This window comes from Desulfurococcaceae archaeon MEX13E-LK6-19 (assembly GCA_029637525.1).
GTDB lineage: Archaea > Thermoproteota > Thermoprotei_A > Sulfolobales > Desulfurococcaceae > MEX13ELK6-19.
The window spans coordinates 1,111,817-1,135,913 of the sequence record CP072660.1; the positions used below are offsets into that span (position 1 = coordinate 1,111,817).

20 protein-coding genes are annotated in these 24,097 nt (G+C 41.3%); 7 read left to right on the forward strand and 13 right to left on the reverse strand.

The window, feature by feature from the left end:
* Positions 1–23 precede the first annotated feature (23 nt).
* The 6 genes from J4526_06025 to J4526_06050 form a co-directional block, all read right to left on the reverse strand.
* Positions 24–1,283, reverse strand: coding sequence for a hypothetical protein (locus tag J4526_06025; GenBank protein ID WFO74639.1), 1,260 nt, complete (start codon positions 1,281–1,283; stop codon positions 24–26).
* A gap of 14 nt (positions 1,284–1,297) precedes the next feature.
* Complete coding sequence (locus tag J4526_06030; GenBank protein WFO74640.1) at positions 1,298–3,535, reverse strand: beta-galactosidase trimerization domain-containing protein; 2,238 nt, start codon at positions 3,533–3,535, stop codon at positions 1,298–1,300.
* Positions 3,536–3,647: 112 nt separating this feature from the next.
* A complete protein-coding gene (locus J4526_06035) occupies positions 3,648–4,751 on the reverse strand; it encodes an ABC transporter ATP-binding protein (protein WFO74641.1) in 1,104 nt (367 codons plus the stop codon).
* A 6-nt stretch (positions 4,752–4,757) separates the two neighbouring features.
* The gene (locus J4526_06040; GenBank protein ID WFO74642.1) at positions 4,758–5,588 is read right to left on the reverse strand and encodes a carbohydrate ABC transporter permease; all 831 of its coding nucleotides are present in this window, start codon (positions 5,586–5,588) and stop codon (positions 4,758–4,760) included.
* The gene (locus J4526_06045; GenBank protein ID WFO74643.1) at positions 5,585–6,466 is read right to left on the reverse strand and encodes a sugar ABC transporter permease; all 882 of its coding nucleotides are present in this window, start codon (positions 6,464–6,466) and stop codon (positions 5,585–5,587) included. The genes J4526_06040 and J4526_06045 overlap by 4 nt, the downstream gene beginning before the upstream one ends.
* Before the next feature lie 59 nt (positions 6,467–6,525).
* On the reverse strand, positions 6,526–7,848 hold the full coding sequence (locus J4526_06050) for an ABC transporter substrate-binding protein (protein ID WFO74644.1): 1,323 nt from the start codon (positions 7,846–7,848) through the stop codon (positions 6,526–6,528).
* A 189-nt stretch (positions 7,849–8,037) separates the two neighbouring features.
* Between J4526_06050 and J4526_06055 the strand changes: the two genes are divergently transcribed.
* Complete coding sequence (locus tag J4526_06055; protein WFO74645.1) at positions 8,038–9,123, forward strand: helix-turn-helix domain-containing protein; 1,086 nt, start codon at positions 8,038–8,040, stop codon at positions 9,121–9,123.
* Between the two features lie 10 nt (positions 9,124–9,133).
* On the opposite strand, the gene J4526_06060 is transcribed toward J4526_06055, so the two are convergent.
* Entirely contained in the window at positions 9,134–10,189 is a 1,056-nt protein-coding gene (locus tag J4526_06060; protein WFO76354.1) for a glycosyltransferase, read from the reverse strand.
* Between the two features lie 313 nt (positions 10,190–10,502).
* Between J4526_06060 and J4526_06065 the strand changes: the two genes are divergently transcribed.
* The 6 genes from J4526_06065 to J4526_06090 all read left to right on the forward strand — a co-directional run bounded on the left by J4526_06065 (position 10,503) and on the right by J4526_06090 (position 17,909).
* Entirely contained in the window at positions 10,503–11,558 is a 1,056-nt protein-coding gene (locus tag J4526_06065) for a hypothetical protein (protein ID WFO74646.1), read from the forward strand.
* Between the two features lie 422 nt (positions 11,559–11,980).
* Positions 11,981–13,165: a carbohydrate ABC transporter substrate-binding protein gene (locus tag J4526_06070; protein ID WFO76355.1), complete on the forward strand. Its 1,185-nt coding sequence runs from the start codon at positions 11,981–11,983 to the stop codon at positions 13,163–13,165.
* Positions 13,166–13,392: 227 nt separating this feature from the next.
* A complete protein-coding gene (locus J4526_06075; GenBank protein ID WFO76356.1) occupies positions 13,393–14,280 on the forward strand; it encodes a sugar ABC transporter permease in 888 nt (295 codons plus the stop codon).
* A gap of 130 nt (positions 14,281–14,410) precedes the next feature.
* Positions 14,411–15,160 carry a carbohydrate ABC transporter permease gene (locus J4526_06080; GenBank protein ID WFO76357.1) on the forward strand — a complete coding sequence of 250 codons (750 nt, stop codon included), beginning with the start codon at positions 14,411–14,413 and terminating at the stop codon, positions 15,158–15,160.
* Between the two features lie 5 nt (positions 15,161–15,165).
* Positions 15,166–16,272 carry an ABC transporter ATP-binding protein gene (locus J4526_06085; GenBank protein WFO74647.1) on the forward strand — a complete coding sequence of 369 codons (1,107 nt, stop codon included), beginning with the start codon at positions 15,166–15,168 and terminating at the stop codon, positions 16,270–16,272.
* Positions 16,273–16,481: 209 nt separating this feature from the next.
* Positions 16,482–17,909: a hypothetical protein gene (locus J4526_06090; protein ID WFO74648.1), complete on the forward strand. Its 1,428-nt coding sequence runs from the start codon at positions 16,482–16,484 to the stop codon at positions 17,907–17,909.
* Here J4526_06090 and J4526_06095 read toward each other — a convergent pair.
* The 6 genes from J4526_06095 to J4526_06120 all read right to left on the reverse strand — a co-directional run bounded on the left by J4526_06095 (position 17,896) and on the right by J4526_06120 (position 24,064).
* Positions 17,896–18,375 (reverse strand): NUDIX hydrolase, encoded by a 480-nt coding sequence (locus tag J4526_06095; protein ID WFO74649.1) that lies wholly within the window; start codon positions 18,373–18,375, stop codon positions 17,896–17,898. The genes J4526_06090 and J4526_06095 overlap by 14 nt on opposite strands.
* A gap of 132 nt (positions 18,376–18,507) precedes the next feature.
* Positions 18,508–19,602 carry an ABC transporter ATP-binding protein gene (locus J4526_06100; GenBank protein WFO74650.1) on the reverse strand — a complete coding sequence of 365 codons (1,095 nt, stop codon included), beginning with the start codon at positions 19,600–19,602 and terminating at the stop codon, positions 18,508–18,510.
* 7 nt (positions 19,603–19,609) lie between these two features.
* Positions 19,610–20,452: a carbohydrate ABC transporter permease gene (locus tag J4526_06105; protein WFO74651.1), complete on the reverse strand. Its 843-nt coding sequence runs from the start codon at positions 20,450–20,452 to the stop codon at positions 19,610–19,612.
* Positions 20,449–21,438, reverse strand: coding sequence for a sugar ABC transporter permease (locus tag J4526_06110; protein WFO74652.1), 990 nt, complete (start codon positions 21,436–21,438; stop codon positions 20,449–20,451). The genes J4526_06105 and J4526_06110 overlap by 4 nt, the downstream gene beginning before the upstream one ends.
* Before the next feature lie 24 nt (positions 21,439–21,462).
* Positions 21,463–22,785 carry an ABC transporter substrate-binding protein gene (locus J4526_06115; GenBank protein ID WFO74653.1) on the reverse strand — a complete coding sequence of 441 codons (1,323 nt, stop codon included), beginning with the start codon at positions 22,783–22,785 and terminating at the stop codon, positions 21,463–21,465.
* Positions 22,786–23,023: 238 nt separating this feature from the next.
* Positions 23,024–24,064 carry an Rrf2 family transcriptional regulator gene (locus J4526_06120; protein ID WFO74654.1) on the reverse strand — a complete coding sequence of 347 codons (1,041 nt, stop codon included), beginning with the start codon at positions 24,062–24,064 and terminating at the stop codon, positions 23,024–23,026.
* Between the last annotated feature and the right edge of the window lie 33 nt (positions 24,065–24,097).

A 24,097-nucleotide genomic window follows, 5' to 3' on the forward strand; every position in this document is an offset into this window, starting at 1 on the left:
CATACAACCAGTTGATTATTTGTCTATATGGGGAGGAATTCCTCTAAAAAATACTTCCTCTTGGAGACAAAAACCTTGACCTCATTCTTCAAAAACTCCTCGACCTCCTTGTCACTTAATCTCTCTGCTTCACTGTAGTATTTGTATAAACGCCCTTGCCATAGAGGGAACAGTGTTTCGATCACAATAGCACGCTTACTCATAGCTGGCTCGCGAACGAAATACTTGAAGAACTCTAGCACTATAGTTGACCATAGTTCTGTGTCAATACCTTCGTTATACACTTGGCTCGAGTATAGTTTTTCGAACAAGTCTTTGCCAAGTATTTTCTCGTAGACAACCCTGTACTCGTGGAGTCCGTGGTGGAAAACTTTCTTAGCATTCTCGGGATCAACACGCACCTCCCATGGAGCAAGATCAGGTACTTCGGGCTTGTCTATTACTGGTGGAGACTCTAGTTCTGTGAAACGTCTCTTGGTCCAGGAGTCTCTGTACTCTATAAGCATTGTAAAGAGGCTTCCTGTGACTTCGACGAACATGTTCTTGAGACCCTTAGACGGATCTTTTGCTTCATGTATTTTCGCTTTAAGTAATGCTTCGCATACATTTACTCCATTTGCTAGAGCCGTGTGTGTCAAGAATATGTCTACGCCGAACAGGTGTGTCCATGGATTAGAAGTCCATAGTATATTGTTGGCTAGAACATCGACTAATCCACGGTTGAGCCCGAAGTCGCCTCCTATCGGTTGTTTTATATCGATACCATAGGCCATAGCGGTTAATGGTCGTGCTATAAAATTCGTTATTGTTGCGTCGAATCTGTGTCTTCTGTACAGGGGTGCAGTAAAGCCACACTCGATTGCACCATGAGCTAGTAGGGGGATCCATTCGGGTGTTATGCTCCGCAGGTCGCTGTCGATGAAAACAAGTGTGTCGGCTTCACTATTCATTGCAATCAACTCGATAATAGTTCTCATTGCAGCTCCTTTACCTGGTGCTCTGAGATTAGGTATTATCGTCAATGGGATCTTGATGTTCTTCTTCATAACATTAACAACATCGACGGTCCCGTCATCGGATAATCCATCGCAGACAACAATAGCTGTCTTCCTGCCACCATAGTATTTCTCGAGGCCAATAGCTGCTTGTTTCAATACATAGGCGATGGTGTGAGCAACGTTTCTCGAGGGAATACCTACTACGATCTCAGCGTTCTCTACAACAGCTACGGCATCTCTCCAACTATCATAGCCCTCTACCTTGGGGAAAAGCTCCTTGGGCATGACGACACCCTATTTTATCTCTTGGGCTCAAACACGAGTACCTCGTATTCACCCAAAGACTCGACCTTAACTACAACATAGCCATTCTTGAAATCGTAACTGTACTCCTTGCCTGTAAGAGGACTATAAACCCTGTATTCATATCCTCCCTTAACCTTGGCTTTGACGACTACGTTCGAGACGGGCACTACTTCACGTGGAGGATGGACAGCTTCATTACTACTATATGGTGGTATCGGTTGTTTCGTTCTCCCGATCCCTATTGCCATAATCCTCTGGTTATATGTGTGGTTAAGCAGGTGCACGATAACTCTGTTCCCCTGGGTAAACGCTTCTACAGCCACGGTCTCAGGTGCGTCAACGACTACATTTGGCTCGCCGCCAAGGTACTTAATAGTATTAACTATGAGCTTCATGTACTCCGGCAACCCTGTCCTCCAGTAATGCCTGCCTAGTTGACCGCTATAGTAGACCGATAACCCTACACCATACTTGTTCTCAACAATAGCGGGACCCTTGGTCTCAATGCCTAGTGGTGGAGGTGATCTACCTAGAGTATACTCGTAACCCCATTCACCGCCTGGAATACCTATTGTTGCTAGTACACGTGCATCACCAATAGTTTCAACTAGTACATGCCATCCGATACTCCTAGCAGTTCTGGATCCAGTGAAATCATAGCTCATATCACCCCATAGGATGAGCTTCTTGTCTACATTATTGAATACTGGATGTTTGTCTCCAGGGATCACGTAGCTCCATGGTTGTTTCAGCAAGCCCTTCTCTTCAACGCCGAGTACGTCGCGTAACCCGAAATCATATCTCTCAATACACTCTTCGTTACATGTTGAAGCAAGGTATGTGGCAATAATCCTGCCTCCACTTGCAACATACTCTCTTATATTTGATAACACTTTATCGCTCATACAAACAGTGTTGGCCAGTACTAGTACACGATACTTCTTCAAAAACATGGGGTTTGCAGCGTCTTTCTCCGAGATAAACTCTACTGGTATGTGGTTATGTACGAGAGCGTAGTAGAAGCCGCGAATCTCGTCAACATAGTCCTCCGGGTGATCGCGTCCATAGAAATCTCTCGTATTATTAGACACAATTATTCCAACGTGGTGGAGAGGCTCAGCTCCATCGAGGTATTCTTCGAGTTTTTTGTGTTCCTCAAATACTTTCTTAGCAGCCTCAAGAACTGATGGGTCTTGTCTATAGGATATGGAGAATACGAGAAGCCATGGAGACCCGCCGCCTAGAATAGCTTCTCTGAGTCCTTGTCTTATAGCTAATGGTGTTGTCGAAGAGACTGTTCTGTACAAGTGGAAGTAGTTGCGTGAAGCCCAAACAGGTTTACCGCCGTTCATTGCTTTCGTTAACTTTACCATCTCTGTGATGAATCCTGGTGGCTGGTGGTCGGCTTCGCTGCATTCAGCGAACACGACGTCTATGTAGTCTCTAGCCATCTCGACAACCTTGTTGGTTCTACCAGCCCATCCTCCTGGATGACTATTATACATGAACAAGGTGTTTGGCGAGATCTTTTTGGTATACTCATAGAGTCTCTTAAGCTTCTCGACTACAACCTTGTATCTCCATTTCCAAAGCTCCCGCCAACGGCTATCATTCCATTTGGGTTCACGTGGCATTTCATATCCGTGTTCTTTCATGAATTTTTCTTGGCACCATTTACAGTAACAGGCTCTCTCTAAATCTGGCTGGTACCTGAAGCTATCCAGGAAAACTCCGTCAACACCTAGTTTCATGACCTCACTTATCTCCTTCTCAATAAAGTCTATGAATGGAGAGTTAAGGCACATTTGCGGCCATTCGGGATCATAATTCTCCTCATTATATGGTACATGCTCGAGGAGAATGGTTTCACCACGATAATTTACTTGAGCCCAATCGCTATGGAGTCTATACATGTATTTGTTGGCTGTATGTCCTATCATAACAACTACTTTGACGCCATTTCTTCTCCCAGCTTCAATAGCTTCTCTAACAAGATCTCCTCTAAGCTTCTGGTGTACAGGATTAATACTGCTTCCTCTATAGAACGCTCTACCCCATGGGTCTCTAGCAAAAATAACAAGTACATTAGCTCCTATCTTCTTAGCTAGATCAACGAGTTCTCTACCCGATAAAGATGATACTACAGTACCATGTCTATCCTCAATATTGAATTGTAGAACTCTCACAGGTTTCTCGAACCAGTTTTTGCTAGGAGTACTACTTTCATCCAATATCTGGTACACCCGTTATTATTGAGTGTCTTGAGTAGTTGCATTGATTACCAGCTCGTTGACAGGTGTGTTTCAAAAACTATTTTGTGTTTAATATTCATGCTAGGTTAACTCATATTATTGCTTTCTCGGTATTCTTATCGAAGACATGCAGTTTATCTAGATCGATCATGAACTTCATTCTATCGCCTACGTTCGCATGGTAGGTACCGCTAATCTTCATTACTATGATGTGGCTGCCTGTATTGATATGTACTATTGTATCAGAACCTAGTGCTTCAACAAAATCTACTACTCCCTCTGCTTCAGCAAGCTCTTTTGCCCTACTGGGTACGGCGTCTTGTGGATAGATATGCTCCGGCCTTATACCCATTATAACAGTCTTACCACTGTAGTTCCTGAGTAGTTCAGCGAATTTGGGGTCAAGTTTTATCCTAAAATCACCTGTGTCGAGAACCACTTCACTATCCTTGATCTCTACTGTAGCTTCAATGAAGTTCATTTGGGGTGTTCCAACGAACCCTGCTACGAAGATGTTCGCGGGTTTCAAGTAGATCTCGCTGGGAGTCCCTACTTGCATGATCTTCCCGGCATTCATAACAGCTATGCGGTCACCCATAGTCATTGCTTCTACTTGGTCGTGTGTAACATAGATCGTTGTTACCTTGATCCTCCTCTGTAGCTTCTTGATCTCACTCCTCATTTTTACACGTAGTAGTGCATCCAAGTTACTCAGAGGCTCATCCATCAACAGTACATCTGGCTCTACGACTATCGCGCGGGCAACAGCTACACGTTGTCTCTGACCACCACTAAGCTGGTGTGGATATCTATCAAGAAGCTCAGAGATCTGGAGCAGCTCAGCAGCCCATTTAACCTTCCTATCAATCTCGTCTTTAGGAAGCTTCTTTATCTTCAGTGGGAACGCTATGTTGTCATATACTTTCATGTGGGGCCATATAGCATAGTTCTGGAAAACCATTGATACATTCCTTAGTCTCGGCGGCAGATACGTCACGTCTTTATCGCCGAACAATACTCTTCCTTGGTCTGGTTTCTCGAGACCGGCTATGATTCTTAGTGTTGTGGTTTTACCGCACCCACTTGGGCCTAGGAATACTATGAATTCTCCATCACGTACATCCAGGTCTATACCGTTTACAGCTATTGTTTTACCGAATTTTTTCACGATACCTTTTAGATGCACGTCTACCATGGGGTTTCACCTCAGGGTAATACCCCACATGGATATGAGGTATCTTCTAGCTATGAACACGAAGATCATAGCCGGGAAGATTATGATGAATGCTCCAGCGAATTTTATGAAGTCGACTGCAGCCATCGCGGTATTTAGTATGAACGCTGTTAGGGTCCTGTTTGTCAGAGTCAGCACGGATGCTATGAAGACCTCGTTCCATGACATCAGGAAGGTGAATATTGCTGCAGCTGTTAGCCCCGGTAGAGCCAGCGGCATGGTGACATGAATGAATGCTCCTTTTCTATCAAGACCAAAAACCATAGCCGCCTCCTCTAGCTCTTTTGGTATACCAGCTATAATACTTGACGTGATCAGTATCACGAAGGGCAGTGCCATTGATGTATGGGCTAGTGCTACACCCAGTAGGGTGTCGTTGAGACCTAGTCTAAGGTACAGTGTTACGAGTGGTACAGCTATCACCATTATTGGGAACATTCTAAGTCCTATAATGAATAGTTTTAATGAATCCTTGCCTTTGAACGTATACCTGGCGAAAGCATAACCTGCAGGTAAGCCCAACGCGAAACTAAATATGATCGTTAGTACGGCCACTATAATGCTGTTCATGATAGCCTTGTCGGCACCTAGTGCAAGCAGCATCTTAACGTGGTCAGCTGTAAAAGATGTTGGAAACACTACACTAATACTATAGTATTGATCAGGGTCGGTGAAAGCATAAGCTATCGCTATGACAAATGGTGTTATTACCCATAAGATAGCTATGGTTACAAGTCCTGCGATAACTATTTTGTTAAGGTAATATCTAACTATAGAATACTCTTCATGGGGCATCATGTACCAGCCTCCAGGTACTTTGCTTTAAACAATTTTATGTAGAGAGCGCCAACAGCCACGGATATACCAGCTATTATTAACGCGTAGATCGCGGCTACACCAGTATGTTTCAAGAAGACTTGCTCGTAGTATGCCTCACCGGCTAGTACCGGGATATCTCTACCAGCAAGGATCCATACAACACCAAAGATCTGTAGTGCAAAGAGGGTTCTGATTATTAGGGCTGCTTGTAGACTTGGTAGGAGCATTGGGAAGACTATGTAGCGTAGACGCTGCCAGACATTAGCGCCAAAGACTTCTGCTGCTTCGATGTGTTCCTGGCTAATCATCTGGAGTCCAGCGAACAATATGACGAATACTATGGCTGTTGCTCTCCACACTTCTGTCAGTACTATAGCTAGGAACTCCATGTTACGGTACTGGTAGCCAAAGAAGTATATGGGCTGGCTTATAAGCCCCATGTTTATGAGTAGTTTGTTGAGGAAGCCATAGCTTGATAGCATGGAGTACCATATCAAGCCGGCTGCAACATCACTTATCGTCAATGGTAGTATCACTAAGTATAGGGCGGCGTTTCTTCCAGGGAACTTGATGTTAAATAGCATTGCAAGACCTAGTGCTATAGCTACTTGTATAGGAATTATTGTTATTGCTAGTAGGAAAGTATACTTCAGCGCCTCTTTAAACATGGAAAACGGGCTATTGAGGAGGTAGTCTAGGTTTTCTGTAGAGAAAGCACCTTTCTCAGTGAATGCTAGGTATATTGCTTGAGCTATTGGTATGCCTATGAAGAACAATAAGTAAGTAAGAGCTGGCAGTATCAGCAGGTATGGTGTGTATTTTTCAAATAACGAGGGTTTATTCAAAAGTTTAGTCATAAGCGTAAAAACCTCCTAGCCTAACATAGTAGGGGGTCGGGAGGAAAAAACTATTGTATTTAACCGGACATCGAGTCTGGTGGTGGTAGAGGAGCACCTGTTTCTTCGAATAAGCTGAGGAGCTGTGGTGCTAGTTCGTCTAGTACTGTTTTGATATCCTCGTTGTTGAGTACGATTCTCTGGAATGCTGTTATGTAGACGTTCTTGAAGTCACCGCCCTTGGCTCCAAGGCTTGGGATTAATGCTACTAGGGCGTCAGGTGTGTTGAGCTGGTTGTTGACACCATCGGCTAGTACTTTTAATGGGCCGCTAGTGATCTTTGCTGATGCCTCTTTGACTGTTGGGAAGAATCCTACGTTCTCTAGTACCTTGACTTGAGTCTCTGGTCTTGTCAGGTATTCAATGAGTTTCCAGGCAGCGTCCTGGTCTGGAGCACCCTTAGGTATTGCTAGACCAGCTATTACTAGGATGAAGCCTCTGCCCTTGGGGCCGGCTGGTACAGGCACTACTACGAATTGATCGGGCTTCTGTACGATAGCGTCTTTGATTCTAGCTGTGTGGTCCCATGCAATCCATACTTCTTCTTTCAATAATGGGTCTGCCATAGCGTCCCATGTGGTACTGCTTGGGTGCACGTATTGCCATAGGTTCTTCAAGTACTCCCAGAGGGCAACAGCATCATCGCTATTGAAGTTCTTGACTTGAGCGCCTGTGAATGCTGGGTATAGGTAGCCGTGTAGGAATCTCACGAACAAGCCGTTGGGTCCTGCTGGGAACCCTAGTTTAGGTCCACCAGTCTCCTCGTATAGCTTCTTAGCCCAAGCAAGTAGTGCGTCATAGGTCCACTTGCTGGTACCGTGGATTACATCGTCTTCAGTTAATCCCTCTGGTAGGTAGTCGAAAGCCTTCTTGTTTACAACCATTACGTAGGTAGCAGTCATCCATGGTATGTATGCTTTGATACCATGTAGTCTACTATAATCCTCGAGTACTTGTGGGAAGGTTCTATCTGGCAGTGTACCAAACTTACTTAAGTCTTCAAGCCATCCTTGAGAAGCGAAATAATCAATACCACCATGGAGTTCTCCAATAACACTAATTGTTACTTTACCAGCTTCCTCCTCTGACTGGAGACGTGTAGCCAGATCCTCATAGCTTATGGGAACGAACTCAACTTCAATACCTGTCTCTTCTGTAAACTCCTTTAACAATGTATCCTTAACGAATGCCTGCTCTTGAGCTGGAACAAGCTGTGTGGATGCCCAGATGATCTTAACACCTTTTGGTTGTTGCATATAATACCAGGCTACTCCTCCTCCAATAGCGGCGATAACTATGATCGCTATTATAAGGGCTTGTAGTTTAGTTAAGGCTTCTGACATAAGATCCACCCACCATAGTCCGGGGTTTATTCTAACTAGGTATTTCACTACATTATTTCTGATTAAGGAATAGTATTTATACCTTGTTGTTTTATTATATATCTAATGTATTATGCAAAATACGTATTAGTAAAAAAATTTTTGTACTATTCCCCTACGGGTAGTAAGATCATTGGTAGGGGATGTAGAGTGGACCTAGAGAAAAAGATCAGTGAGTTGTTCAAGAAAATAGGGCTTGGAGAACCCAGCATCAAGACGTATTTATCGCTTATATATCTCGGCGGTAAAGCTACGGCAGACCAGATAATAGCTCATACTGGGTTGCCTGCAAGCAGTGTATACAAGGCCTTAAAGAATCTTGAGGAACACGGTCTCGTAATGACTCTTGCTACGAAGCCTAGGATGTTTATTGTTATTCCGCCTGACAAGAAACTCAACATGTTGATCGAGGAGCGTATGAGGAAGTTATTGGATTTAGCTAAAGAAGTGTCGACAGCTATTGAGCACAGTATAACTGGTGCACATGGTTTCGAGACTGTGTTCAGCATTGTAGATGGCTGGGAGGATATACTGAGAATGATAAAATTTATGATAAAAACAGCTGAGAACGAAATACTCGTGTTTATGCCTAAGAACATTATATTTGAGGTTGCAGAGGAGCTGGGAGAAGCTCTTGATAGGAACATCTATGTTAGCCTTGTTGCCTCCAATACTATCTCGGGGAGGCACTTAAAGACAATATATGGATATAGTGGTATAGCAACAATATCTAGAGAAAGACCGCATGGTTCTAGAATACTTGTAATAACTGATAGCAAATCATCCCTTATTACCCCCTTATCACCAGGTGATCAAGCAATCTACATACCTAGAGCAACATACATAGAAGACATTGAGCTAGGATTTATATTGACATCATACTTTTACAACAGGATCGTAGCTAGCTCGATAGAAGTGTATAGCAGTATTAGACCTGGAGACAAGTATGTTTTCAAGAACATACAGTCTGCTGTAGACTTTATACAACATGCTCTTCAGAACAAGTATGAAGTATACGCCAAGGTTAAGGGGTATATGACGGCAGGGTTGACCGAAGTAGCTCTTGAAGGAATAGTATATAATGTTGTGTCGAACCCCACTAAAGGAATATACTCGATACTCCTTGATACAGGTGGTAGCATATACTCTGTTGGAGGACATAGGGCATTCATGGAAGACGTTATGGCAAAAGAAATTATGGTTGAAGTAAAAGATATGGTTGGAGATAAGGAGTAGATACGATATTTTATGTTCTGAAAACCATGTCTAGTATTTTCAGGTAGTTCAACAGGTGTCTCGTTATCAAATACTTTTCTTTAACGAGCTTGTAGCCGTTTTCACCCATGGTTCTTCTTAGATCAGGGTTCTTTATCAAATAGATTATCTTCTCAGCAGCTTCGGCAACATCCTTAACGAGGAAACCATTATATCCATCAATAACCTGTAGTTTTATACCACCACTAGGTCTAGCGACAACGGGTTTCTTTTTCCATAAAGCCTCTGTTACAGCTAACCCGAATCCCTCACGTGTAGACATCTGAATCACTACTGTCGAAGCACGCTGAAGAGCATTCACTTCAAGGGGGCCTACGCCAACTAGATTAGTCAAGAAGTGTATATCATAGTCTTCGCCAGCATGCCTTACAGTTTTCTCATAATAAATCCATCCCTCAGGGTCATCAGAAGCCATGCTGGCTATGAGAAGTAGTTGTACTCCTGGTATCTTCTTTTTCACAAGCCTGTAAACATCGATTGCACCAATAGGATCCTTCCAAGGATCAAAGCGTGCTACCTGTGTTATGATGGGTCTCTCGGGATCGATATCGTATCTACTTAATATTTTATATACTGTATCGGGGTCTAGCTCTCTATTTTTGTCGCTTAATGGATCGATTGATGGTGGCATAACGTATTTTATTGGAGTGGGTGTCCCGGGATGTATATACTCCTTCATATGATATATTGAAGCATTATATCCATTGAGTAGATCCCTGATAAACGACCATACTGGTTCATACGGTTTACTTAAATCTATATGGCATCTCCATAACCATTTCCTATGGTTGCTCGAATACTTCTTGATCGCAAGAGGCTGGGGGTCATGAACTATAACTGCTTCTCCATGTAGCTTCAATACTTCCTCAGCATTGCGCTTGTTTATACTTAGGTAGAGTTTCTTCTCATCTTTACTGAGATCAATAGGAGCTCCTTGAAGTGCATTATGGATCTTCTTAGTAACATTAAAGAATTCTTGAGGAGCCTCGATTACCTCCCATTCAGTATTTAATCCAACACTATTCATTAAGGGTACTAGACTATGGAGAATCTCTGCTACACCGCCTCCGAATGATGTAGAGTTTACATGTGTTACCTTCAATCCTTTGAGGCTATTGGCGACATTAATGATCTCTTCTATAACAGGTGTTCCAACAATATCCTTGTAATCCCAGATATTTCTCTTCTGATTAGGTTTTACTATCAAGGCGTCTCTCCACAGTTTAATTAATCATTTAAGTACGCCACATATATATTCTTTCCATATCTAACTTATTAATGATATCGGAAAATATTTACTAACTGGTAGTTATTTCGAGAAGACTCATTGGTGATAGCCAATGGTCCCTGAAGACGAGGAACATATGATACGTGAAGCCCTCGAGAAACTAGATATACGTGGTTATGAACTAAAAGCTTATCTAACAATACTCAAGCTTGGAGAAGAAACAGCTCCAACAATAGCTTCTAAAGCGGGTATCCCTCTCCCAAGAATCTATAGTGTACTAGAATCCCTCTTGAAGAAAGGCTTGATCGAGGTAAGAATGGGGAGGCCCCGTAAGTATCGTGCACTACCACCTAGGATCTCTTTAATACACTATGTGAGAAAGAGGATTAACGAGTTAACGGAGTTGACTAATGCTGTTGTCGAGAAACTATCATCTTACTACCAGGAGTCTGAAGGGGAAAGAGAACCTGTTCTATGGATGATGTACAATATTGATGTTGGTGTCGAGAGAATGAGGCATATGATAACGAGCATGGATACAGATGGATTTACATCTCTCAACGTAAATGTGCTGAAGAAAGTAATCAACACTTTGGCGAAGACATTAGCAGCAAAGAAAAGTAGTATCTTCGGAATAGCTGTTATCTCTGAAGATATACCAGCTAGTATCAAGGAAATTGTTGAGCGTACAAAGAACATTGAAGTAAAAATCCTGCCTACAGGAATAGTAAACATGTTTGAGGTGGATCTATCAAACCTTATGCTATTCGGCAAAAACTATGTAATACATTCAGCCGAGTGGGAGCTCATTGTCCTGGCCAATGAGTCTTTTTACCATGGGTACTGGCGTTTAGCAAAGAAAATCAAGGATTTCGATGTAGAAAAAGGAGCAACATACAGGACAGCCCATCACTGGCTTGCACTAGACATCATACAGAAAGCACTACAAAACGGGTATAACGTCTTTGCTAAAATAAAGGGCTTTAAGGTAAAAACACATGAACCAGTAGAAGTTGAAGGCTATATTAAAAAGTTACTAATAACTAACGACGGTGGTATAAGATCAATATACATTGAAGATAAAGAAGGAAACATTATAAGTGCAGGCGGAATAGGTGCATCAATAGAAGATATTGAATCTAGGTACCTAGAGCTAACAGTGCAATAACAATGTAGTCTTACTCAAGACATTATATCTTTTAAAGGAAATTTAAACGAGAACTCTGTATTTCTGGTCAATAAATCATTTTTATTACTTGATTGTTTAGACCATGTATTTTATGTCCTGTAGTAGTGCCGAGTTAGAATACTGTATAACATGTACCTGCCTTTACGTTTATCTAGACAGACTTTACCACTAGCCAGTAATTTATTTTATGTATCTAATTCAGAAGGTTATATTATTTAACTAAACCATGAAAGGCGTTTAAAGATAATAATAGTAGTAAAGGTTTTATATCTTCTCTTATAAAACAAAATGGTAGGATACACGTGGACAGGTGGTTTCTTGTGATCGCGCAAACTAAGGTTCTAGCCGGAATAGCTATAGTAGCAATCATATTATCTATAGCAAGTATTGCATTCACCTTCATGTTATGGCAAGAAGTGAAGACATTAAAAGAAACAGGAGCACCAGGCAAGGTAACACTAGTAGTCTACGGCCCATGGTCTGGTAAAGAAGAGGAATACTTCAGAGCAGTTATCAATGAGTACATGAAAGAGCATCCAGACATTGAGATAAAGTATGTTGTCATGAGAGCAGAGGATCTAGCAACAGTGATGCCTGCACAGTTCGCAGCAGGAATCTCTTCAGCAGACGTCATAATCACGCCATGGGCCTGGTGGATTGTAGAGATGGCTAAGAAAGGCTATGTAGAAGAAGTCACGGGCCTCATTAACGAAGACGAGTATGTATCAGGTATTGTCGACAAAGTTAAGTGGGATGGCAAGCTCTGGGGAGTACCATTCACGATGTGGCTTAAGCCAGGATTCTGGTACAGGAAATCATTCTTCCAGCAGCACGGTCTACAGGAGCCCAAGACTTGGGATGAATTCATGAGCTTACTAGATAAGCTAAAGAATATCGAGGGTGTCAAGAACCCGATCGTAACAGGCGATAGCGTAGGATGGCCTATAAGCGATATTGTTGAACACTTCATCATCACATTCGGTGGAACAGACCTACAGTTAAAGCTTATAAAAGGTGAAGTAAAGTTCAACGACCCACAAGTCAAACAGATCTTCGAGAACTACATAGTTCCATTAATAAAGAATGGCTACTTCAGCGAGCCAATCGAGTGGACAACAGCTGTCTCAAAGTGGTGGAACGGCGAGTACGGTCTATACTTCATGGGTACATGGATTACCGGTATGGTTGACGACCCCAACGACCTAGGCTTCTTCCCACTACCAGGCTGCAAGGGCGTCGTAGGAGGAGCTGACTACGCATTCGTACCAAAGTTTGCTGCACACAAGGAAGAGGCTCTTGACTTCCTCAAGTTCCTAGCAACCAAAGGACAAGAAATACATGCTGCACAACCAGCAGGTAAGATACCAACATGGACAAAGGTGCCAGAAGACAAGCTATGGGGTCCAATGCAGCAAGTCTACAGGAAGATCAAAGAGCTTAACCTGGCCATACTACCAGACCTAGACGACAGCGTTGGTGGTGACTGGCAGACACTATTCTGGGACCAGCTAAAACTACTATGGGTTGAACCAGACAAACTAGACGAAGTACTAAACACTCTCACAGAGAACTTCCCAAGCTCCTAAAGGCAGCGAGAATAACAGAAAACCACAAGCACTATGAGGAAAACCTCATGGTGAAAAATAAAAATCAAAACTTTTTACATTTCCCCCCACTACTCCACCTCTTATTTCCACCACAGGTTTTCTTTCACAACCACACTAGATTAAACGGTCTTACTTATACGATACATTATGAAGACTGTTTCAGGTGATTAATTGTGTCGAGAGAGAAGCATCTACGAGCACTAACAATGAGAGAAATAAAGCATGCACTATTCTTCATGAGCCCAGGTTTGATAATGATTGCGATCTTTGTGATAACGCCAATCATAGGGACTTTATACATAAGCTTTGTTACTGATAACGGTATTGGTTTAGATAACTATGCTGCTGTAATCTCAGAGAGTTCGCCGGATAAAGCACTTATTAAACTAGAGGATATGCCTAGGCCACCACCATGGGGTGCTTTAATACATAACTTTGTATGGATAGCTATTCACCTGCCTTTAACGACATTCTTAGGTTTAATACTAGCCTACATGTTGAAAATGGTTTACGGAAGATCTATTGTCAAGTCGATAATGTTCATAGGAATGGTTATCCCAATGGTTATAGGAGGACTTATTATAAGATTCATGTTCGATAAATACATAGGCATTGTGCCAAGACTTTTCGGGTTCCTAGGGATTACAATGTTAGACAAGACATGGACGTCATATCCAGATACTGCACTGCTATCACTGATACTTGGCTCAATATGGTTATGGACGGGATTTAGCTTAACGATACACGCTGCAGCAATAGACTCTTTGCCGCAAAGCTATATAGAAGCAGCGAAAATTGATGGTGCATCAACGTGGCAGATCTTCTATAAAGTTGTTGCACCCTCAGTAAGATCAGCGACACTAACAGTAGTAGTAATGACCATGCTATGGGACCTGAAGATATTCGACATAGTCTATGCTGCAACTAAAGGAGGACCAGGCGGTTCATCTACAGTTTTGGCGTTAGTCATGTGGTTGTATTTTGCTAGAGCATTAGACTATGGAAGAGCTGCTGCAACAGCAATTATTCTCACTCTCCTAACCCTCGTTCCAGCAACAATATTCATAAAGAGGGTGGTGAAGAGAAGTGCTTAGGCACGTCTCTCTAAAAAAGGAATACCTAAAGAATAGGATTAGGAGAATATTAAAACCATCAATAATAATAAGCAATATTATAGCTTGGACTGTAGCATTCATATGGTTGCTGCCATTCATAGGATTATTCATGACATCTGTTAGACCATATAGTGAAGTTGTGATACATGGATGGTGGACGCCATCAGCTCACATATCTTTCGAGAACTATGTGGAAGTACTTGAGAACCCGTTATATGACCTGTCAAGAGGCTACATGAACTCGTTCATAATAACGATACCAAGCACCATAATCCCATTAATAATAGCAGCTATGATGGCATACGGGTTCTCTAGATTCAGCTTCCCATTGAAAAACTACTTGTTTGTACTAATACTGTTCATAATGGCTGTACCACAGCAGACCATGGTCATACCATTGTTCTTCATGATGAAGTCATTCGGATTACTAGACCAACTAGCGGGCTTGATACTAATCCATAGTGCATGGGGTATAGCGTGGATAACATTCTTCATGAAAAACTACTTCAGCATGTTGCCCAAGGAGATAGAGGAGGCAGCACGTGTAGACGGTGCATCATATCTGACAATATTCTTCAGGATAGTGTTGCCAGTAAGCCTTCCAGCAATAGCGTCAGCAGCGGCAATACAGTTCACATGGGTTTGGAGCGACTTCTTCTTCGCATTAATGTTCATATACAGTCCCGACAAAATGGTTATTACACAAAAAGTAGTCACGATCAAGGGAGAATATCATATTGACTGGGGTCTTTTAACTGCAGGCTCCATATTAGCAATGCTCCCTCCACTCCTCATCTACGTATTCCTTCAGAAGTACTACTTGAGAGGTATGATTGGATGGGCTTCGGGTAAGGGGTGATCCATATGGGTGAAGTAGTATTAGAAAATGTTACAAAAAGATTCGGTAAGGTAGTAGCTGTAGACAACGTGAATTTAAAGATTAAAGACAAAGAGTTCTTCGTCTTACTAGGCCCCAGTGGATGCGGTAAAACCACGACACTAAGACTAATAGCTGGGCTCGAGTACCCGGATGAAGGAAGAATATACATTGATGGCGTGGACGTAACTTTCACCGAGCCCAAGGACAGAGATATAGCAATGGTTTTCCAGAACTATGCCCTCTATCCACACATGACAGTTTTCGACAATATAGCATTCCCGTTGGCGATCAAGAAGAAGCAATTAGGTTTAACAAAAGAGGATATTAAAAAGAGAGTCCTAGAGGTAGCTAAACTACTCAGAATAGAGGAGTTATTGAATAGAAAACCAGGACAGTTAAGCGGTGGACAACAGCAGAGAGTAGCATTGGCAAGAGCTCTTATAAGAAGACCAAAAGTATGGCTTATGGATGAGCCATTATCAAACCTAGATGCACTGCTTAGGCTTGCGATGAGAGCAGAGATCAAGAGACTCCAGAAGAAACTAGGCATAACAACAATATATGTTACGCACGACCAAGCCGAAGCACTAAGTATGGCTGACCGCATAGCAGTAATGAACCAAGGAAAAGTAATGCAAGTTGGCACACCAGATGAAATCTACCTGAAGCCCCAGCATGTGTTTGTGGGAACATTCATTGGCGCCCCACCAATGAACATTATTGAATGTATTGTAGAAGAAACGAAAGAAGGATATAAACTCAAGTGCCCAGGTTTCGAGAGAAAAATCCCGAGTGAAGCAGCAAAGTATGTGAAACCCGAACAGAAAATACTGTTGGGAATGAGACCAGAGTTCGTGGATGTCTACAAGGAGCCTGTAGAAGACTCGATCAAAGCAAAAGTACTTGTAGTAGAACCCCTGGGTTCAGAGACTATATTGAACGTTGATATAAACCCAGGCGGCGAAGAATCTTTGGTCAAGATAAAGCTAGTGAAAGGAGGGAAATTCAATACTGGCGACATAGTATACCTCAAGCCAGACTGGACCAAAATAGTACTATTCGATGCAACAACAGGTAAGGCTCTTGCATAACATAAATATTTTTAAAATAATACATAATCTCACAATTATGTGTTTATTAAACGTTATTTCAATATCGGTTATTGTAATTTTAAACTAAATTGATACAAGGTGATACAAGGTATAACCAGCCCATAGGCAAAGATATATCATTGTATCTGTTTTTAATATTATAATGTTATAGCTGATACCTAACATATCATATACTGATGGTGATAAAAGTGATTAGTCCACTTGCTAAGGGCTTTCTGTCGGCATTACTAGCACTACTTATCGCAGGCTCTTTTCTCGTACCCATGCTTCTCAACTATGTTATACGACCATGGCCTGGGGTAGAGATACATATAACGCTTTTATCTGATAAGGGTAGAGTGTTTACTGCCGAAAACCTTGGTTTATCTCTCTATGCTCAAGTATGGGCTGTTATGCCTCCAGGAAGTAGTGAAGAGAGTATTGTCACAGTGTATGAGGGGAGGGTTCTAGGTAATGTATTGTTCATCAAAAGCGATGATATAAAAAATGTTGTTGACTCCTGGATAAAATATATCACAGAACATGGTGTTAGTCTTGAGCCTCCTCTTCTCATCTCACTATACATATACAATCCATCTACAGGTTATGTTCTCCAAAGAGTGCCATTAAGAACAATAACGTACAATCCTCTCGTAATTGCTTCAGGGAAGAAAATCATAGTAGACTTGACCGTGGTTGTTCCTCTCACAGAGAAAGGCTTGGAGCTTAAGATTTGGGAAAATAGGATTTGCGAGAGGAGATACTATTGGTTAATAACCAAGGTGATCACATTAGATGATATGGAGAATACTCTAGGTAGTAATGTAACATCGGTATATCATGGAGAAAAATTCTTGAAGACACCAGTAATTACTATTCAGCAGACTAAGGGCGATGTTAAAACAAGAATTGTTATGACGTATAACGGTGTTGGAGACATTAGTTTCCATACATATATTGTAGTAGAAAATACAAGTACTGGATCCTTCAGACAGTATATAGCGGGACCGTGCCTCAAAGGAGATTTTAGGATAGCTATGGACATGGATGTAGGAATAGAAGCTAATGCCGGATACATTTACTTACTTACAAAACCTCTGGTCTTAGTCATGGAGGAATACTATTATGATTCTTGTGCAGTAGAACAGGTAAAGCCAACGGGATACAAACAAATTATCTATTTAACGCAAACAGTTGCTCTTCATGATAAATATATTATTAGTGGAACAGAAAACACCTTACCGATGTTTCTAAGCAATATAGTCGATAGAGAAATCAATATGACAAGAATTACCGTGCCGCAAACACCATTAGACGAGGGCTACCTTGATCAAGGTGAAGCCATAGTGATTAATGACATAATACGGTCTATACTAAAGAACAGCAGCGAGTACATGTTGTTTTCACCAATAACTACGATTGATAAACTAAATATAAGTAATCTGAATGTATTAGTCGGTTCAATAATATCTCTTGAACATGGCTTAGAAGGGTATATCAGAAACATTGGAGAAGAGCCCATCGAAGTGTACTATAATTCTATTGACATAGGAGTAGTTGACGAGATTTTATGTAGAGAAGAACAGTGGATTAAGCACGGCAACATAGCTATCTTGTATTTCACTATTTCTCGCTAACAATAACAGCTCTTGTGTAAGGTAATGGTTTTATTCCATGTTCTCTTATATAGCTAAGCAGTTTTTTCATGGTAAGTGTCGTCCTTAGTTTACTCCAGTCTGTATCTATTGGGAACCACTTAGCTTCAACAGCATCACCTCCAGGAGTGACCTCTAGGCTATGGGGTTTAATGAGGAAATCAATTATCACGTAATGGTACTTTGGCTTCTTGTTATCATCAAGAATAATAGCTTCATCGATCCACAGAATACCTTCTACAACACCCTTGATTCCTGTTTCTTCATATAGCTCGCGTAGAACAGCTTGTTCAAGGGTCTCGCCAACTCTCTGAACACCACCTGGAATAGACCAACATCCTTTACATGGCTCATGCCCTCTCTTGATAAGTAGTATCTTGTTGCAGTCAATAACTACTGCTCCAACACCTATAATAGGCTTAGTTGGATAAACTCTATCACAACTCATCTATCTAGACCCCAGATAAGTAGCTTAGATAGGCATTCCATAATATATACAGTCATAGACGCTCCTATAATAGCACTTGGGGTATTCTATGAAATTGTATTTGGGCATGTAATAATAAATAGGCGTATTGATTTATGTTATTGCTTTCCCCGTATTCTTATCAAAGAAATACAGTTTGTCAGGTCTTGGTGTCCAGTATATTATACCTCCTAGTTCGAGTTGTATGTTCCCTTTAACCACGGCAACATAGTCTGTTAGTCTACCTACTGTGAAGTGTATGTATGTCTCGGTGCCAAGAGGCTCATAGCCTACTATTCTACCTTTATAATAACCTTCCATAGGCTTTGTTGAAACAATTATGTCCTGGGGTCTAACTCCCAAGACAATGCTTTTACCAACGTACTTACTTAGAGGTTCTTTATATACACTAGGGATCTCTATGGAGACTTCTCCTATATCGAGATATAGCTTATTCTCCTTTTCTACTAAAGTACCTTCCATAAAATTCATTGGAGGTACTCCAATGAAACCTGCCACGAACATATTAGCTGGTTTCTCAAAGACCTCTATTGGAGTACCTACTTGCATTACTTTACCTTCATTCATTACTGCTATTCTATCAGCCATGGTCATAGCCTCTACCTGGTCGTGTGTAACATAGATCGTTGTAATCCCTAATTTCTCGTGGAGCAATTTACGTAGCTCAAACCTCATTTTAACTCTAAGTTTTGCATCGAGATTACTGAGAGGCTCGTCTAACAAGAATACTTCCGGTTCTCTAACAATAGCTCTAGCTAAAGCTACACGTTGTTGCTGGCCACCACTTAATTGCTTTGGATATCTATTCAATAGATTCTCTATGCCAAGGAATCTAGCAACTTCTATGACTTTACGTTTACGTTCTTCCTTAGGTACACGAGCCATCTTCAATGGGAATTCTATGTTCTGGAATACCGTCATATGAGGATAGAGGGCATAGCTTTGGAAAACCATAGCTACATTTCTTTCAACAGGATCGATTTCATTGACTAGTCTTTCACCAATCCATATCTCTCCCTCATCGGGATCTTCAAGTCCTGCTATTAGTCTTAGTGTAGTTGTTTTACCGCATCCACTGGGGCCAAGCAGAACCATAAACTCTTTGTCTCTAACCTCTAATGTTACGTGGTCAACAGCTACTACTTTCCCGAAGCGCTTAGTTACATTCTTGAGAAAAACTCTAGCCAATCCAAGGTCACCCCTTACCTGCTGTTATAACAATTCCCCTGATCAAGTATTTGTTTAATGCTATGAAGAGGAGTATTGTTGGAGCAGCGGCTATAAGTGACCCAGCTATGATCGGAGTATATTCTGTCCACATGCTGCGTTGAAAAGCAAAACTAAGTCCTACTGGAAGCGTAAAGTTTTCAGGGGATCTAAGGAAGACTAGTGGGCCAAGGAAAGCATTCCATGCACCGAGAAACTGGTATACAGCTACTGCGCCAAGAGCAGGCTTGGCTAAAGGCAAGCCTATGTAGAAGAAGGTCTTAACAGGACCACAACCATCTAATCTAGCTGCGTCAAATACGTCTTGTGGTAATGAGAGAAAGTATTGTCTCATAAGGAATATGCTTGATACATTGGCTAATCCTAGAAGAGCTAGTCCTAGTATGTTGTCGATAAGCCCAAGCCTATAGACTATAATGTAGTTCGGTACGAGAGTTACAAAAGCAGGTATCATGAGAAGGGCTAGTAAGGCTGAAAACAAAGCATCTTTGCCAGGGAACTTTAGTCTAGCGAAAGCATATCCTGCCATGCTAGTAAATAATATGTTACCGGCCACGATTAACCCGGCGTAGATAGCTGAATTAAGTATCCATCTAGGGAAAAGCTCTAGCCTAAACACCTTAATGTAGTTCTCTAAAGTAAATGGATCAGGGATCCATTCAGGCGGATAACGTGAAGCCTGCTCCCATGTCATAAATGATGCAATAAATGATCTTATGAAAGGAGTTAAGTATACTAAAGCAAATACTGTTAGCACGGTGTATACAAGTATTTTCCAAGCAAATCTAGATAAGATTCTTTTAATCTTCATCGGGGCACCACCTTATACTTCTTCTGGAAAATATATGTTGATACAAAGATTAGTGTGAACAGGAACATACTTTTGGCGGCTGCTACACCAGGTCTAAGGTTTATAAAGGCTTCACGATATATGTCGAGGGCCATTGTATAGCCTGCGCCACCTGGCCCTCCACTAGGTCCTGCCATAACCCATGCTAGATCGAACATTTGCAGAGCACCGATCATTCCCATAACAACTACATAAACAATCATAGGTTTGAGCATAGGTATAGTTATGTATATGAATCTCCGGATAGGCCCTGCTCCATCCAGCATTGCTGCTTCATATAGTTCTCTCGGGATTGACTGCATGGCAGCCAGGAAGGATACCATGAAGTGGCCGCTTGTACCCCATATTGCTACTAATGCTATGGCGTAGAGCAAGTAGTTCTTGTCATGTATCCAATCTGGAGCAAAACCGGGTATGATTAATTGTATCATATAGTTTATGAATCCGTACTTCATAAATAACCATATGAATATAAGTGATATTATTACTGGGCATGTCACGGCTGGCAGGAAGTATGATACTTTATAGAATTGTACACCCTTGATCTTCTGGTTAGCGAAAGCAGCAAGCACCATTGCTAGAAAGGTTTGTGTAGGGACAACTATTAGTGTATACAAAACTATATTCTTTAAGCCTGTATAGAATGGTGCTAGGAAGTAATGTGCTCCCGAGATTCCTCTTAAGAGATCGCGTAGAAGGATCTCATAGTTTTTAAGACCAACAAACTTCATGGGGCCTATGTAATTCCACTCAAAGAAGCTTAAGTAAACTGCGAAGAGAGCAGCAAAGTATCCAAAGACAAAGTTTAAGAGGGTGGCGATGGAGACTAAAAGAAGACCCGATAGGGCTTCACGGTACTTTTTCTTAACTATTATCTTCGAGAATTTCTTCTGAACTATTTCTTTTGATTCAAAAAATATTTGGGATTTGAATATAGGTTTAGCCATTTATTTTGTCCCCCGAGAGCTTATCTAGCCCTGGAACATTTCTTGTACAACTTGTTTCATAGACTCTAGTGCTTCATCTATAGTAATTTCGCCTCTCATAGCAGCGGCCATGATGTCACTTATCTTTGATTCTAATTCGCCAGACTTTGGTCCCCACAGGAATATTTGTACCATAGTGTACTCGTCTAGGAACGATAGAGATTTCCTGTGTTGAGGCCACATATCTGGATCATTTTCAAGCCCTTTGATCGATGGTAGTGTGTGTCCCATTTTGACAACGAGAGTCTTCTGTCCCTCTTTGCCTACAACGAATTTCACAAACTCAACAGCTGCCTCAGGGTTCTCTGTCTTAGAGTTTATTGCTAGAGCAACTGTATATGCCATAGTTACTCTTCCTTTTGTTCCTCTTGGCACAGGAGCAATGTCCCAGTCTTCGCCAAACTTGAAGTCTGGGTACTGGTCTGCAAGGAATGGTATCATCCAGTTCCCACTAATGACCATGGCTACTTTCTGGCTACCAAAAGCGTCGCCAAGCCATCCTGCACCGACATCACTTGGCGCGACAACATATGGAGGTAATCCCTTCTGCTCTCTCTCAATCTTACCCTTTAAGTAGAGGTTGATATACCATTCCATAGTTTCTCTAACAACAGGGTGGTCAAACCAAGATGCGTCATCAGGGCTATCAAACCATGGTTTAGGAGCTCCATTACTTAGCGCAACAGGCATATACCTGTTGAAGCCGCCAAGGTATATTGCTAGTCCAGGTACACCGGTCTTATTAGTTATGATTTCAGCATACTTTACAAGTTCATCCCATGTGTCAGGAGGTCTAGTTAAGCCTGCTTGCTGGAACAACTTCTTATTATAGAATAACATTAACATACTCCAGTCTTTGGGGAGACCATAGATTTTCCCGTCAGCTCCCTTGAAAGGCTCTAGTAGGAAGCTATAGAACTGGTTTATGAATTCCTCATCAACATAATCAGAGATTGGTAAAACAGCTCCCTTATCAATGAATATGGGCGCCCATGATGAATCAAGATAGAATACGTCAGGTGCGACTCCAGCACCATATGACGCTAAAATGTTCTCATGAAACATCTGTGTAATAACTTCATACTTTATTATTATATCGGGGTGTTGTTCTTGGAATAATGATATTATTTTTTCATAATTCTTCATTTCTGTTTCTCCAGCACTCCATCCAGCAAATCTAATATAGATCTTTTCTGTTGGTCGTTGCATCTGAGTCCATATGTACCATCCTGCTAGTGCTGCAGCAATAATTATGACTAAAACAATTAAGGCTATGATACTTTTTGCCAGGGCTTTAGATCTGGCCAAGACCTATCTCCCCATGGAGAACTTGAGTATCTGACAAGAACTTATTACCAGTGGGTAGTATAAATTCTTTATCGTAATGAGTAATATAACTGATCTTCTGTTGTGAAAAAGTAGTATACAATACTCTTGATTAAATAACATAATCTATATACTCTTTATTGTATAAGAGAACGTAGTAGTATTTAATAAGAAGTAGCAAAACATCTTCTACAAAAATATGATTATACGAAGTGTACTCCTAGGATATAACTTCTATGACATCAGATTCAATATCTTCTAGATAAGCACCCCATCCTCCTACGCTATATTTTAGCCCAGTACTTGTCTTAACAATTATTCTTGCAATACCAGCATAGACATCATAGAGTGTGTCAATAGGTTCTCCTTCAACTACTATCGGTTTCTTATTTTTCACGAGTTTTCCTTTGACTCTAACAACTACTTTTCTTCCCTTCTTCTTTAAGGAGTCGATCATTACTATGGCTCTGGGTACATTAACAAACCTTCTTAGAAAGACTTTTTCTCCAAAAGCGGTGTAGACAGGTTTAGCTAAATCTCTTATGTTGTGGAGGAAGTATTCTGTGAATAATTTGACTAGCTCCTTGTTTTCAGTATAGTACCCCGAAGGAGTATGCTCTGAGGGCTCATACCAGTCTGTAGCAAAAACCACCATTTTCCTATCAGGAAGCGCGACAACTATACCGTAAGTCTTCTTGATCCTGTGTTCGTCGACATAGGTAATGGGCTCTATTTCGTCATAAGTGACAAGACATGTTGAGACACCTCTCTTGTATGCTTTGATCAATGGTTTCTCTATGAATGAGAACATATGCTTATAGCATGATACTAGAAGCTCGTGCTCAGCCGCCTCAATGGCTTCGATTATGCTATTCTTTATCTTGGCTAATGGTTCAAGCCTCCATATTATACCTGTGCCAGGCCTAGGTTTCTCCTTGCTTAAAACCTCAAGTAAACCAACAACATTCTCGTAGCTCTCCTTAATTTTCTCTTGTATTTTTTCAACAAGTCTTTGTAAGGCAGTTTTTGGCTCTATCGCACGATAAAGCTTAGGTCTACCTTCACTAGACACGATAAGACCTTTTTCTTCAAGTCCATGAAGTACATCGTATACTCTTGGTTGAGGTATATGGGCTTTTTTAGCGATCTCTGTACTAGTTAATACTCCTTCACGTAAGAGTATAATGTAGGCTTTAGCTTCATAAGATGATAAACCAAGGGTTTTGAGTTTAGCAATAATCTCCTCGATATCTACATTCATATTTTTCACACTCCGTTCAGACTCTGTATAACA